The sequence below is a fragment of the Taklimakanibacter lacteus genome (assembly GCA_003576695.1).
GTDB lineage: Bacteria > Pseudomonadota > Alphaproteobacteria > Rhizobiales > Aestuariivirgaceae > Taklimakanibacter > Taklimakanibacter lacteus.
Genome location: QOZQ01000010.1, coordinates 290,598 through 303,870 on the forward strand (window position 1 = coordinate 290,598; position 13,273 = coordinate 303,870).

12 protein-coding genes are annotated in these 13,273 nt (G+C 63.1%); 10 read left to right on the forward strand and 2 right to left on the reverse strand.

Translation table 11 applies throughout. The annotated features are described in order from the left end of the window. Positions 1-224: 224 nt before the first annotated feature. Positions 225-1,598, forward strand: a complete 1,374-nt coding sequence (locus DT068_RS21165) for a peptidoglycan DD-metalloendopeptidase family protein (protein ID WP_119391872.1) — start codon at positions 225-227, stop codon at positions 1,596-1,598. Positions 1,599-1,708: 110 nt separating this feature from the next. After that, positions 1,709-2,371, forward strand: a complete 663-nt coding sequence (locus DT068_RS21170) for a glutathione S-transferase family protein (RefSeq protein ID WP_162914353.1) — start codon at positions 1,709-1,711, stop codon at positions 2,369-2,371. Here DT068_RS21170 and DT068_RS21175 read toward each other — a convergent pair. Further along, complete coding sequence (locus DT068_RS21175; protein WP_119391874.1) at positions 2,368-3,243, reverse strand: ATP-binding protein; 876 nt, start codon at positions 3,241-3,243, stop codon at positions 2,368-2,370. The genes DT068_RS21170 and DT068_RS21175 overlap by 4 nt on opposite strands. 194 nt (positions 3,244-3,437) lie before the next feature. Here DT068_RS21175 and yajC point away from each other — a divergent pair, with 194 nt between their 5' ends. The 6 genes from yajC to DT068_RS21205 are packed head-to-tail and all read left to right on the forward strand — an operon-like array spanning position 3,438 to position 9,396. Then, a complete protein-coding gene (gene yajC, locus DT068_RS21180) occupies positions 3,438-3,782 on the forward strand; it encodes a preprotein translocase subunit YajC (protein WP_119391875.1) in 345 nt (114 codons plus the stop codon). 9 nt (positions 3,783-3,791) lie between these two features. After that, positions 3,792-5,396, forward strand: a complete 1,605-nt coding sequence (gene secD, locus DT068_RS21185) for a protein translocase subunit SecD (protein ID WP_119391876.1) — start codon at positions 3,792-3,794, stop codon at positions 5,394-5,396. Between the two features lie 12 nt (positions 5,397-5,408). Further along, positions 5,409-6,356 (forward strand): protein translocase subunit SecF, encoded by a 948-nt coding sequence (secF, locus tag DT068_RS21190; protein ID WP_119391877.1) that lies wholly within the window; start codon positions 5,409-5,411, stop codon positions 6,354-6,356. 15 nt (positions 6,357-6,371) lie between these two features. Next, positions 6,372-6,770, forward strand: a complete 399-nt coding sequence (locus DT068_RS21195) for an Mth938-like domain-containing protein (RefSeq protein ID WP_119391878.1) — start codon at positions 6,372-6,374, stop codon at positions 6,768-6,770. Beyond that, positions 6,767-7,606: a phytoene/squalene synthase family protein gene (locus DT068_RS21200; protein ID WP_119391879.1), complete on the forward strand. Its 840-nt coding sequence runs from the start codon at positions 6,767-6,769 to the stop codon at positions 7,604-7,606. Before DT068_RS21195 ends, DT068_RS21200 begins: the two co-directional genes overlap by 4 nt. Before the next feature lie 47 nt (positions 7,607-7,653). Then, positions 7,654-9,396 (forward strand): DUF4153 domain-containing protein, encoded by a 1,743-nt coding sequence (locus DT068_RS21205; protein WP_119391880.1) that lies wholly within the window; start codon positions 7,654-7,656, stop codon positions 9,394-9,396. Here the strand turns inward: DT068_RS21205 and trmFO are convergent. Then, positions 9,380-10,789: a methylenetetrahydrofolate--tRNA-(uracil(54)-C(5))-methyltransferase (FADH(2)-oxidizing) TrmFO gene (trmFO, locus tag DT068_RS21210; RefSeq protein ID WP_119391881.1), complete on the reverse strand. Its 1,410-nt coding sequence runs from the start codon at positions 10,787-10,789 to the stop codon at positions 9,380-9,382. The two genes, DT068_RS21205 and trmFO, sit on opposite strands and share 17 nt — an antisense overlap. Before the next feature lie 97 nt (positions 10,790-10,886). Between trmFO and DT068_RS21215 the strand changes: the two genes are divergently transcribed. Further along, positions 10,887-12,884: an acetyl-CoA carboxylase biotin carboxylase subunit gene (locus DT068_RS21215; RefSeq protein WP_119391882.1), complete on the forward strand. Its 1,998-nt coding sequence runs from the start codon at positions 10,887-10,889 to the stop codon at positions 12,882-12,884. Beyond that, positions 12,881-13,159, forward strand: coding sequence for an acylphosphatase (locus DT068_RS21220; RefSeq protein ID WP_119391883.1), 279 nt, complete (start codon positions 12,881-12,883; stop codon positions 13,157-13,159). Before DT068_RS21215 ends, DT068_RS21220 begins: the two co-directional genes overlap by 4 nt. Positions 13,160-13,273 lie beyond the last annotated feature (114 nt).

A 13,273-nucleotide genomic window follows, 5' to 3' on the forward strand; every position in this document is an offset into this window, starting at 1 on the left:
GCCTCGGAGCATGATCCAGGCACAAAGGCCTTGCCGCTGGCCACCCTTCGAGGCCCGCCTGCGGCGGGCGCCTCAGGATGAGGGGATAGGTACCGAAAAACCTGCAATAACGGCTGTTTCCGGCGCAAGTTGCCGAAAACTTTGCATGTATTTGAGCCAATAAACGCTCCCTTAACCTAAACGCGCCATTGTTGCCCGGTCAGTTGGTACTTGGAGTTTTGGGTATGCGTTCCTCTTCCGTGCGCGCCGTCGGAATACCGTCGAAAGCGTCGCTCCTTCTCAGCGTTGCGGCTGCTGTTCTGCTCTCGGCCTGCTCCGGCTCGGTCGACCGCTTCGCCGACACTTCATCCTCGTCTTCGGAAGACACGATCTACACCGCCTCGGTGCCGAAGAACGTGCAGCGGTCCGGCGATGACCAGGACGTGGCCTCTGCCGCGTCCGATCGCGATACCGTGACGCGTCGCCCGATGGCCAACAACACCAGCAAGGCGGCCGAAAATTATGCCAGCAACGGCTATAATTATCAGCAGACCTACAAGCCGGTTTACAAGCAGACCGGCGGCTATCAGCAGCCCAGCTATCAGGCCAATAACAGCCAGCCGGCCGGAGCCGAGCCGTCCTATAACGACCAGCCCGACATGGCAGCCAAGTCCGGTTCGGTGCGCATCGAGCCCGGCATGACGCTTTATTCGATCGCCCGCGCCAACAACATGACCGTTGGCGAGCTGGCCCGCGCCAACAACCTTGCCGCGCCCTATTCGGTGGCGGTCGGCCAGACCTTGCGTGTGCCCGGCCGCGGCAATGCCATTGCCCCGCAGCCGGTTGCCTATGCCAAGCCCGACAATACGCTGACGCCGGGTGGCGACCATACGGTCCGCGCCGGCGAGACGCTCTATTCGCTGGGCCGCACCTATGGCGTTTCGCCCTTCGCCATCGCCAAGCTGAATGGACTGTCCAACAATGCGGCCCTCCGTCAGGGCCAGTCGGTCCGCATCCCCAAGGGCGGCACCGGCGGCAGCCCGGTCGTGGCCAGCAACATCAAGCAGCCGGATCGGATGCCGGCGGCCAATGATACGACGGCCGATGCCGACAGCGGCGATCAGATCGATCAGCCTGCGACGGATATGGCCCAGGCCCAGCCTAAGCCGGTCCAGCAGCCGCCACAGCAGATGGTCGACACCCAGCAGCCTGCCCAGGAAGCGGGCAGCCTGGCCTTCCGCTGGCCCGTCAAGGGCCGGGTCATCTCGGGCTATGGCTCGAAACCGGGCGGCCTTCGCAATGAAGGCATCAATATCGCGGTTCCGGAAGGCACCGATGTGCGCGCCGCCGAGGCGGGCGTCGTCGCCTATGCCGGCAATGAGCTGAAGGGCTATGGCAACCTCGTGCTCATCCGCCACGAAGGCGGCTGGGTTACGGCCTATGCCCACAATAAGGATCTCTTCGTGAAGCGTGGCGACACGGTCAAGCGCGGCGATGTGATCTCCAAGGCCGGCCAGACCGGCTCGGTATCGAGCCCACAGGTGCATTTCGAGGTGCGCAAGGGCGCCACCGCCATGGACCCGATGCGCTTCCTCAACGCGGCGACCGCCTCGAACTGACGCTACCGAATATCGACTGACACAAAAGCCTGGCAGATTCTGCCGGGCTTTTGCTTGCGCGCGACGTAAAAACATTACAATCATCGCTCACCATCAGGGAGATGACGATCATGATCGAAGTTTGGGGCCGCCGCAGTTCCAGCAACGTGCAGAAGGTGATCTGGGCGCTGGGCGAGCTTGGGCTAGACTTCAAGCGCCACACGGTGGGCGGCAGCTTCGGCGGCGTGCGCGATGCAGCCTATTTGAAAATGAACCCCAATGCGCTGGTGCCGGTGCTGCAGGACGGCGACATCACCATGTTCGAATCGAACGCCATCGTGCGCTATTTGGGCGCCCGCTATGGCGAGGGCACATTGCGGCCGAAGGAGCCCAAGGCGCTCGCTCTGGCCGAGCAATGGATGGAATGGCAGCAGCTCAATGTCGTGCCGCATATTTCGGTGATCTTCTGGAACCTGGTGCGCTCGCCTGCCAAGCAGCGCAATGACAAGGCCGTCGCGGACGCGAATTCCAAGCTCGCGGATATACTGCCCATCGCCGACCGGGCGCTGGCTTCCGCTCCCTGGTTCGCCGGCGACCGGTTCTCCTTCGGCGACATCGTGCTGGGCGTCCTCTATTGGCGTTACAGCTGCCTCGACTGCAAGAAGCCCGACACGCCCAACATCAAGCGCTGGCTCGAGGCGCTCAAGCAACGCGAGCCCTATCAGAAATGGGTGATGGTCCAGGCCGGGCACAACATCGCCGAATGGAACGCCCACGAGAAGGCGGTGGGTTAGCCTTCCGTCTTCACGCCAAGCCTGCCGGCAAGATCCTGCACGAACTGCCAGGCGACGCGGCCGGAGCGGCTGCCGCGCGTCGTCGCCCATTCGATGGCTTGCGCGCGCATCTCTTCCGGTTTGACCTTGAGCTTGAAATGCCGGGCGTAACCCTCGATCATTTCGAGGAATTCATCCTGCGAGCAGTTGTGGAAGCCGAGCCACAGGCCGAAGCGGTCGGAGAGCGAGACCTTCTCCTGCACCGCTTCGGAAGGATTGATGGCGGTCGAGCGCTCATTCTCCATCATGTCGCGCGGCAGCAGATGCCGGCGGTTGGAGGTCGCATAGAAGATCATATTGACCGGCCGCCCCTCGATGCCGCCTTCGAGTGCAGCCTTCAGCGACTTGTAGGACGTGTCATTGGCATCGAAGGAGAGGTCGTCGCAGAAGACGATGAAGCGCAAGCCCGCATGCGCACGGATCAGCGTCATCAGCTGAGGCAGGCCTTCGATGTCCTCGCGGTGGATCTCGACCAGCTTGAGCTTGCCGCCCGACTCTTCGTTAACGAGATGGTGAGAGGCCTTGACCAGCGAGCTCTTGCCCATGCCGCGGGCGCCCCAGAGGAGGGCGTTGTTGGCGGGCAGGCCTTTGGCGAAACGCCTGGTATTGTCGATGAGGATGTCGCGGGTCTGGTCGATGCCGCGCAGGAGGTCGATATCGACCCGGTTGACCTTGGCCACGGGTTCGAGCCGGCGCGCCTGGGCGTTCCAGATGAAAGCCGCGGCGGTTGCGGGGTCAGGAGTCTTGGGCGGGGTCGGGGCCAGCCTTTCCAGCGCCGCGGCGATCCGGCTCAAAGTGGCGGCAAATTCGTCGTTTGACAGGTCCTTGGGCATGGCGCCGGTCCTTAAACCCCTGACACCAAACGGGCAAGATTGCGGCCTGCATGGACGCCCGGCGGAAAAGAGGGGCCTTGAACAGGCTAAGGCTTCCGGTTGCAATGGTTATTTTCGGCGCTATATACCCCTGAACCCAGAACCGGGCGGCCCCTTTCCATACCCGCCTTCGCCGCTCAGAGGAGACGTCCTGAATGTTCATTACCCCTGCTTTTGCCCAGGCCACGGGGACCCCCGGCACCGGCGATTTCATCGGCATGATTTTGCCACTTGTGATGATCATGGTGGTGTTCTGGTTCCTGCTCATCCGCCCGCAGCAGAAGCGGCAGAAGGAGCATCAGGAGCTGATCGGCAAGGTTGCCCGCGGCGACACGATCGTGACCTCGGGTGGCCTCATCGGCCGGGTTTCCAAGGTGGTGGATGAGCGCGAGCTCCTGGTCGAAGTGGGCGAGAATGTGAAGGTCAGGGTCGTGCGCAGCGCCATTGCCGAGGTGAGAGCCAAGGGCGAGCCGGTCAAAGACGATCAGGCCAAGAAATAAGGCGACCGCATGCTTTATTTCTCGCGCTGGAAAGTCATCGCCATCCTGCTTTCGGTGCTGGTGGGCATCCTGTTCGCGGTTCCCAATATCCTGCCCAGGGAATGGCAGGATATTTTGCGCGAACGCACCATCCTGCGCCCGGTGACGCTCGGCCTCGACCTCCAGGGCGGCTCCAACGTCCTCATGGAAGTGGATCGCAAGGAATTCACCAACACCCTCATCACCCAGCAGATGGGCGATGTGCGCGCCGCGCTCCGCACTGCCCGCATTGCCTACAAGCTCAATCGCACGCCGAATGGCGTCACCGTGCAGATCACCGAAGCCGCCGATGCCGACAAGGCCTATGACGTCCTGAAAGGGCTCACCCAGCCCATCGACACGGGCCTGTTCGGAACCGGCGTGGCGAGCAGCATCTTCACGCTCGAGCGTTCCGGCCAGCAATTCACCTATTCCTTCTCGGAATCGGGCATCGAGGCGCGCGTGAGCCGGGCCGTCGAGCAGTCGCTGCGCATCATCGAGAACCGCGTCAACGGCTCCGGCATCGCCGAAGCCTCGATCCAGCGCCAGGGCAGGGACCGCATCGTCATCCAGCTGCCGGGCATCGGCGATCCCGACCAGGTCGTGAAGATGATCGGCCAGACGGCCAAGCTCACCTTCCAGCTCGTTTGCGAAAGCCAGCCCAACGCCGCGACGGACAATCCGCCGCCCGACTGCGTCTCTTATCCGATGAAGGAGGACCCGCAGCAGAATATGTGGGTGCAGACCTCGAGTGCCGCGACCGTCGAGGGTGGCGACCTCCAGGATGCGCAGGCCGCTTTCGATTCGCGCACCAACGAGCCGATCGTCAATTTCCGCTTCAACCAGAAGGGCGCGTTGCGCTTCGGCAAGCTGACGGCCGAGAATGTCGGCAAGCCCTTCGCCATCGTGCTCGACCAGCAGGTCATCTCGGCGCCGCGCATCAACGAGCCGATCCTCGGCGGGTCCGGGCAGATTTCAGGCAACTTCACCACCGAGGAAGCCAACACGCTCGCCATCGTCCTGCGCTCGGGCGCCTTGCCGGCGCGGCTCATCCCGGTCGAACAGCGCACTGTCGGCCCGAGCCTTGGCTCGGATTCGATCCATGCCGGCGCCGTCGCCTCGGTCATAGCGCTTGCCGCCGTCATGGTCTTCATGCTGATCGCCTATGGTCTGTTTGGCATATTCGCCGACATCGCGCTGATCGTGAACCTGCTGCTCCTCATCGGCGTCATGTCGGTCTTCGGCTTCACCCTTACCTTGCCGGGCATCGCCGGCATCGTGCTCACCATGGGCATTGCGGTCGATTCAAACGTGCTCGTCTTTGAGCGCATCCGTGAGGAATGGCGGCATGGCCGCACTGCGCTCAATTCGATCGAGACCGGCTTCAAGGCGGCGCTCGCCACGGTGCTCGATTCGAATCTCACCTCGCTCATCGCGGCCGTGGTGCTGTTCGGTGTCGGCTCAGGCCCCGTCCGCGGCTTCGCCATCGCCCATGCCATCGGCATTCTCACCACCTTGTTCACCGCCTTCACCCTCACCCGTCTCATCGTTTTCTGGTGGGTCAGGACGACCAAGCCCAAAGAGGTTCCGCTGTAGGCGGATTGTCACATGTTCAAGCCCATCCGCTTCATTCCCGACGACACCAAGATCAAGTTCATGCTGCTGAGCCGGTATGGCTATTTCGCCTCCGGTGTTGCCTGCCTTGCCGCCATCCTCCTGTTCGTCTTTGTCGGCCTCAATTACGGCGTCGATTTCAAGGGTGGCACGGTCTTCGTCATCCGCACCGAGCAGGTGGCCAATCTCGACGAGCTGCGCGGCAAGATCAACGGACTTGGATTCGGCGATGCGGAACTCCAGGAGTTCGGCACCGGGGGGCATGAGGTGCTGATCCGCCTGCCGGCCATCGAAGGCGGCGAGGACGTTCAGCGCGTCGTCCAGGACAAGGTGAAGCAGGTTCTCGGAGCAGGGGTCGAATATCTGTCCATCGATGTCGTCGGCCCGAAAGTGTCGGGCGAGCTGGCCCAGCAAAGTATCATGGCCGTGCTTATCGCCATTATCGGCATCCTGATCTATATCTGGTTCAGATTCGAATGGCAGTTCGCCATCGCGACCGTGATGTCGCTCCTGCATGACGTGCTGCTGACCGTCGGTTTCTTCTGCCTCATCGGCATCGACTTCAACCTGCAGATCATCGCCGCCATCCTCACCATCGTCGGCTATTCGCTGAACGATACCGTGGTGGTGTTCGACCGCATCCGCGAGTACTTACGCAAATATAAGCAGTTGCCGCTCGCCGACCTGATAGACGTCTCGATCAACAGCGTGCTGCCGAGGACGCTCTTGACCGCGGTGACGACACTCCTCGCCTTGATCGCGCTCTATATATTCGGCGGCGAAGTGCTGAAGGGCTTTACCCTTGCCATGATCTGGGGAATTTTCGTCGCCACCTATTCGTCGATCTTCTCGGCCGCCTCGCTCCTGGCGCTTCTCGGTGTCAATCGCGACGCGATCCAGATTCAGCCGAGCGGCAGCAAGGCGGCGGCCGCCCGGCCCTAGCGGCGCGAGGTTCAGATGCAGAGGCTTCCAGAGGAGGGGAGCCGCTTTCTCCCCGAGCGCGCGCCTATCGATTCCTACGGGAATGGCGGCTTCCGTTTCGCCACCATGTCGCATCAGGGCTCGCTGCTGATCCTTGCCGATGGCATGCATGCGTGGCGGCCGGTCGTGTTCGCCGATGTAACCCTGGCCGATTTCGCCGCCGTGCTGGGCGCGAGGATCCGGCCCGGCTTCCTGCTGTTCGGTACCGGTAGCCAGATGCATCTGCCGTCCGCACCCTTGCGCAAGGCCTTTGCGGATCATGGCGTGGCCCTTGAAGCCATGACGACGGGCGCCGCCGTGCGCACCTACAATATCCTCCTCGCCGAAAAACGCGATGTGGCGGCGGCATTGCTCGCCGTCGAGACGGTCCGATGAGCGCGGGCTACTGTGAAGATCTCGTCCGCGCCGGCGATAAGGACCGCTATCTCGCCGCACTTTTCGCACCCGATGACTTGCGCCCGCATCTCTTCGCCCTTTATGCCTTCAATATCGAGATCGCCCGCATCCGCGAAACGGTGAGCGAGGCGGCGCTGGGCGAGATCCGTCTGCAATGGTGGCAGGACGCCATTGCCGGCATCTATGCGGGGACGAGCCAGGGCCATCCGGTCATCGAGGCGCTGGCGCCCGCCATCGCCAAGGGTGGCCTGCCGCAACAGGCGCTCGCCAACATGATCGAGGCCCGCCAGTTCGACCTCTATGACGATGCCATGCCCTCGCTCAATGCGCTCGAGGGATATCTGGGCGAAACATCATCCATGCTGATCCAGCTCGCCGTCATGATTCTCGCTCCGGCGCGGGCGCAGGGCCTGGCCGAGATATCGGGACTCGCGGGCGTCGCCATGGGGATCAGCGGCCTCCTGCGGTCCCTGCCGCTGCAACGCGCCCGCGGCCAGTGCTTCGTGCCGGCGGACCTTCTGGCTCGCCACGGCCTGACCCCGACGCATCTCCTGGCCGGACGCGAGACCCGAACGATCGCAGAAGCCCTGGCCGAGCTTGGCGCCCATGCCGGCAAGCGGCTCGGCGAGGCGCGGGCGCTCGCCAACACGGTCCCGCCCGAAGCCTTCCCGGCCTTCCTGCCGGCGAGTCTCACCGGCCTCTATCTGAAACGGCTGGCGCGGCTGGGCGAACGCAGCCTGACCGAGATTGCCGAAGTGGCCCAATGGCGCCGTCAATGGAGCTTGTACAGACACGCGAAGTCTCAGACATTGTAGCGCCACATTCTCTGTCACACTCGTTGCCGTAACGCTACGGAGCCCATATGAGTCTTGCCGGCCGCCTGAGCCGCCTGGTCCCGGACCTCTCCGAGACCCTGGCGCGCTTTCCCATCCCCGCACTGATCTCCGTCCTTGTCTTCATCTACGCCCAGCTCGATATCGCCGATATCGTGAGCGATGGCGGGCAGCCCGGCAACCATGTCTATCTGGGAGGAGCGGCGGCCTTTCTCGCGGCGGGAGCGGCGCATTATTTCGCCCATGGCCGCAATCTGGCGAAGCTCGCCGAAGTCGCTTTGGCCGTGCTGGCCGCCATCGTCGTGGCGGGCCTGGCCTATTGGGACACAGGCCTCAGGACCTCGCACCTCTTCCTGTTCGCTGCCCTGGTTCCGCTCCTGATGATCTCAGGGTTCCTGCGCCCCGATGCGAAGCAGGGGGCGATCTGGCTGTTCAATCTGCGGCTGGGCCTCGCCATATTGCTGGCGATCGTCGTGGGACTGATCTTTGCCGGCGGTGTCTCCGCCATCCTCGAAAGCCTCAAGTTCCTTTTCGAGGTCAGTATCCCGTGGCGCTCTCACGAGCATGTCTGGTCGACGGCGGCGGCCCTCATCGCCCCGATCTACGGCCTGTCGCTGGCGCCAACGAACCTCGATGAGGAAGTGACGCTCGCCCATACACGCGACACACTGCTCGAGCGCGGCGTCTCGGTCCTCGTCAATTACGTGATGGTGCCGATCGCCGTCATCTATACCGTGATCCTGCATGCCTATGCGGTGAAGATCCTGCTCAATGGCGCGCTGCCCGAGGGCCAGATCGGTGTCATGGTCACCGTCTTCGCTCTGGGCGGTACCGCGACCTGGCTCATCGCCTGGCCGTGGCGCGAGACCGGCACCTGGCTCTTGCGCTTCTTCATGCGCTACTGGTTCTGGTTCACCATCGTCCCCGTCATCCTGCTCGCCATCGCCATCTGGGAGCGCATCTCGACCTACGGGGTGACGCCTGACCGCTATGGCATCGTCATCGTCGCCGTCTGGCTGGCGCTGGTGACCCTTTATCTGGCGATCCGTCGCAACCAGGCCGACATGCGCGTGCTCCTCGGCAGCTTCGCGCTGCTGGTGCTGGTCGGCTCGACAGGCCCCTGGGGCGCCAACAGCGTGTCGGTGGCAAGCCAGTTCGAGAGGCTTATCGGTTACCTCCAGGCGGATAAGCTTCTAACTCCGGAGGGGAAGGTCGTCGATCAGCCACCGCGCTTGAGTGATGTCAACCGGAGCGAGATCGACAGCCTCATCTGGGCACTGAACAATATGGGGGGCCTCGACAAGCTTGCGCCGCTATTTGCCGGCCACAAGGATGATCCCTTTGCGACCGGGGCCGACAAATGGGATGTCTTCTCGAAGATCCGTACGGCTTTCGGCCTCGATATCTATACGCCGCCACCCGAGCAGGTGACCTTCGCCTCGAATACCCCGATCACGGAAGACTTCGTAAGCCAGGGCCGCCTGATTGGACCGATCATGACAATCCCCGGCAACGGAACCGTCGCGGCGGCCAACCCGCAAGCCACGATAGACGGAGACAACCTGATCATCAAAATTGGCGACCGGCGATGGTTGATTCCGGTCAAGTCATTTCTCGAAAAGGTGAAGGCGGTGCCGACCGCAAGCCAGCAACAACCCTTGGCCTATGACATCGACACGGAACTGAAGCTGATCATCACCGAAACCTCAGGCACCCTTGGCGACAAGCCGACGCTCTATCGCGCCGTCTTCTGGATCATTCTGCGGCAATAGCCGGCCTCGAATTCAGCCACTGGTCGAAGTCGCGCAGAGCGCGCGCCGTATAGGCGTGCTTGCGGGCGATCTGCTTGTCCTTGCCACGTGGCTTCCTGCCATCAGGGCCCTTCGGAATCTCGACCGGCGGGAACAGGCCGAAATTGACATTCATGGGCTGGAACGAGCCCGAATTGTTGTCGGTCGTCTCGATATGGCCGCCCGTGATGTGGTTGATGAGGGCGCCATGCGCGGTGGTGGGCGGTGGAGGCACAAAGCTCACCCCGAGCCGCTCGGCGGCCGCCATGCGTCCGGCCATCAGCCCCATCGCGGCACTTTCCACATAGCCTTCGACGCCGGCGATCTGTCCGGCAAAACGCAAGCGCGAACAAGCCTTTAACCTCAGCCTCTCATCCAGAACCTTGGGGCTGTTGAGGAAGGTGTTGCGATGCAGGCCGCCAAGGCGCGCGAATTCCGCCGTCTCGAGCCCGGGGATCGTCTCGAAGACGCGCAGCTGCTCGCCATGCTTCAGCTTCGTCTGGAAGCCGACCATGTTGTAGAGCGTGCCGAGCTTGTTGTCCTGGCGCAGCTGCACGACCGCATAGGGCTTGCGGTCGGGCTGATGCGCATTGGTGAGGCCGCGCGGCTTCATCGGCCCGTGCCGCAATGTCTCAGGCCCGCGCTCGGCCATCACCTCGATCGGCAGGCAGCCGTCGAAATAAGGCGTCGACTTTTCCCATTCCTTGAAATCAGCCTTGTCGCCCTCGATCAGCGCACGGATGAACGCCTCATACTGCTCGCGGGTCATCGGGCAGTTGATATAGTCCTTGCCGGTGCCGCCGGGCCCTGGCTTGTCATAGCGCGACTGGTACCAGGCGATGGTCATGTCGATCGTGTCGCGATGGACGATGGGGGCGATGGCATCGAAGAAGGCAAGCCCCTCATCGCCGGTGAGGCCCTGGATCGCCTCGGCGAGGGCAGGGGATGTCAGCGGTCCAGTCGCCACGATGACATTGTCCCAGTCCTCGGGCGGAAGGCCCGCCACTTCATCTCGGGCGATGGTGATGAGCGGATGTCCGGCAAGCGCTTCGGTGACAGCGGCCGAGAACCCGTCGCGATCGACGGCAAGGGCGCCGCCCGCCGGCACCTTGTGCGCATCGCCCATGCGCATGATGAGGGATGAGGCACGCCGCATCTCTTCATGCAGCAGGCCCACGGCATTGCTTTGCGCGTCGTCGGACCGGAAGGAATTCGAGCAGACGAGCTCGGCCAGACCTTCGGTCTTGTGGGCGTCGGTCATGCGTTTGGGGCGCATTTCATGCAAGATGACGGGCACGCCGGCCTCCGCCGCCTGCCAGGCGGCCTCGCTGCCGGCCATGCCGCCGCCGATGATGTGGATAGGGGTCAGTTTCATGGGGCGGGACCTATCACGGCAAGCCATTTTCTCCAATATAGCGTGAGTTTACCTCGATTTCCCAACCCGCTATGAAGACCCGGAGTTGGGAGGAATAATGTTCAAGAAAATACTGATCGCCAACCGGGGCGAGATCGCCTGCCGGGTCATCAAGACGGCGCGCCGCTTGGGGCTGAAGACCGTCGCCGTCTATTCCGATGCTGACGCAGCGTCCCTTCATGTCGAAATGGCCGATGAGGCCATTCATATCGGGGCTCCTCCCGCCGCCCAGTCCTATCTGGTGATCGACAAGATCATCGACGCCTGCAAGCGCTCGGGCGCCCAGGCCGTCCATCCGGGCTATGGCTTCCTCTCCGAGCGCTCCGCCTTTCCGCGCGCCCTCGAAGCGGCCGGCATCACCTTCATCGGGCCGAATGCCAAGGCCATCGACGCCATGGGCGACAAGATCGAATCCAAGAAGGCGGCGGCCGCCGCCAAGGTTTCGACCGTGCCCGGCCATCTCGGCATCATCGAGGATGAGGCCGAGGCGGTGAAGATCGCCAGGAAGATCGGCTATCCGGTGATGATCAAGGCCTCCGCCGGCGGCGGCGGCAAGGGCATGCGCATCGCCCATTCGGATGCCGAGGTGAAGGACGGCTTCGCCCGCGCCCGCTCGGAAGCGAAATCATCCTTCGGCGATGACCGCGTTTTCATCGAGAAATTCATCGTCAATCCGCGCCATGTCGAGATCCAGGTGCTGGGCGACAAGCACGGGCATGTCATCCATCTGGGCGAGCGCGAATGCTCGATCCAGCGGCGCAACCAGAAGGTCGTCGAGGAGGCGCCATCGCCCTTGCTCGACGAGAAGACGCGCAAGGCCATGGGCGAGCAGGCAGTGGCCCTCGCCAGGGCGGTCAATTACGACTCGGCCGGCACGGTGGAATTCGTGGCCGGCCAGGACCGCTCCTTCTATTTCCTCGAGATGAACACCAGGCTCCAGGTCGAGCACCCGGTGACCGAGCTCGTAACCGGCATCGATCTGGTCGAGCAGATGATCAGGGTCGCCGCCGGCGAGAAGCTGGCGCTGCAGCAGAAGGATGTGAAGCTGAAAGGCTGGGCGGTGGAATCGCGCGTCTATGCCGAGGATCCGTTCCGCAATTTCCTGCCCTCGACCGGGCGCCTCATCAAATATCGTCCGCCCAAGGAGAGTTCGGCCGACGGCATCACCGTGCGCAACGACACCGGCGTCTTCGAGGGTGGCGAGATCTCGATCTACTATGATCCGATGATCGCCAAGCTGTGCACCCATGCACCCGATCGCGCCACCGCCATCAGCGCCATGGGCGAGGCCCTCGATCAGTTCTATGTCGACGGCATCCAGCACAATATCCCTTTCCTTGCCGCCATCATGGAGAATGAGCGCTGGCAAAAGGGCAAGCTCTCGACCGGCTTCATCGCCGAGGAGTTTCCGGGCGGCTTCACCGGCAACGCGCTGACATCAGATCTGAAAGCGATCCTCTCGTCCGTGGCGGTGACGGCCGATCACACCGAGAACCGGCGCAAGCGCCGCATCGGCGGCCAGATGAACGGCAAAGCCGTCAAATACAGCCATGAGCGCGTGGTGCGCCTGGGCAATGACTGGCTGCCCGTCACCATCGTCAGCGAGGACGACCGGGTGGTGACGCTCGACAATGGCAAGCCATGTTTCGTGCGCAGCCAGTGGGCGCCGGGCGAGCCGGTCTGGACAGGCGAGATCGACGGCAAAGCGGTTTCTGTCCTGATGCGCAAGATCCTCAATGGCTATCGCCTTTCGCACAAAGGCGTCAGCGTCGATGCCTTCGTCTTCACCGAGCGTGAGGCCGAGCTTGCGCGCCTGATGCCGGCGAAGAAGCTGGCCGACACGTCGAAGAAGCTGCTCTGCCCGATGCCGGGCCTCGTCGTGTCGATCGCGGTGGCGGAAGGCCAGGAGATCAAGGCCGGCGAGGCGCTGGCGATCGTCGAGGCGATGAAGATGGAGAACATCCTGCGTGCCGAGCGCGACGCCCTCATCAAGAAGGTGCATGTGAAGAAGGGCGACAGCCTGGCGGTCGATGCGGTGATCATGGAATTCGCATGACCAAGGTCCTGCATGCCGTCATCACCGGGCGCGTGCAAGGGGTAGGCTATCGCGCCTGGGCGGCCAACCGGGCGACGCTGCTCGGCCTGAAGGGCTGGGTGCGCAACCGCCGCGATGGGTCGGTCGAGGCGGTGTTCAAGGGCAATGAGCAGGCCATCGTCCGCATGCTGGATGACTGCTGGCGAGGGCCGCGCAGCGCCGCGGTGGTCGATGTCGTGGCGACTTCGATTGCCGATGAAGCCTGGCCCGACTTTTCCGTGCGCCCGACCGCCTAGCCCGGATTTCTCAAACTAAGGAGCGCATCGGAGCGCCGAATCAGCGAAAGTTGTTGTGCTGCAATAACTTCGATGGATTCGAGGAGCGCTCCGATGCCGACAGATTGTATAACG

Excerpts from the sequence above, each read along its gene's own strand:
- DT068_RS21170 (WP_162914353.1), top strand. The coding sequence starts at position 1,709 with ATGATCGAAGTTTGGGGCCGCCGCAGTTCCAGCAACGTGCAGAAGGTG.
- DT068_RS21175 (WP_119391874.1), bottom strand. The coding sequence starts at position 3,243 with ATGCCCAAGGACCTGTCAAACGACGAATTTGCCGCCACTTTGAGCCGG.
- DT068_RS21205 (WP_119391880.1), top strand. The coding sequence starts at position 7,654 with ATGAGTCTTGCCGGCCGCCTGAGCCGCCTGGTCCCGGACCTCTCCGAG.
- DT068_RS21215 (WP_119391882.1), top strand. The coding sequence starts at position 10,887 with ATGTTCAAGAAAATACTGATCGCCAACCGGGGCGAGATCGCCTGCCGG.
- DT068_RS21200 (WP_119391879.1), top strand. The coding sequence starts at position 6,767 with ATGAGCGCGGGCTACTGTGAAGATCTCGTCCGCGCCGGCGATAAGGAC.
- DT068_RS21195 (WP_119391878.1), top strand. The coding sequence starts at position 6,372 with ATGCAGAGGCTTCCAGAGGAGGGGAGCCGCTTTCTCCCCGAGCGCGCG.
- trmFO (WP_119391881.1), bottom strand. The coding sequence starts at position 10,789 with ATGAAACTGACCCCTATCCACATCATCGGCGGCGGCATGGCCGGCAGC.
- secD (WP_119391876.1), top strand. The coding sequence starts at position 3,792 with ATGCTTTATTTCTCGCGCTGGAAAGTCATCGCCATCCTGCTTTCGGTG.
- secF (WP_119391877.1), top strand. The coding sequence starts at position 5,409 with ATGTTCAAGCCCATCCGCTTCATTCCCGACGACACCAAGATCAAGTTC.
- DT068_RS21220 (WP_119391883.1), top strand. The coding sequence starts at position 12,881 with ATGACCAAGGTCCTGCATGCCGTCATCACCGGGCGCGTGCAAGGGGTA.
- DT068_RS21165 (WP_119391872.1), top strand. The coding sequence starts at position 225 with ATGCGTTCCTCTTCCGTGCGCGCCGTCGGAATACCGTCGAAAGCGTCG.
- yajC (WP_119391875.1), top strand. The coding sequence starts at position 3,438 with ATGTTCATTACCCCTGCTTTTGCCCAGGCCACGGGGACCCCCGGCACC.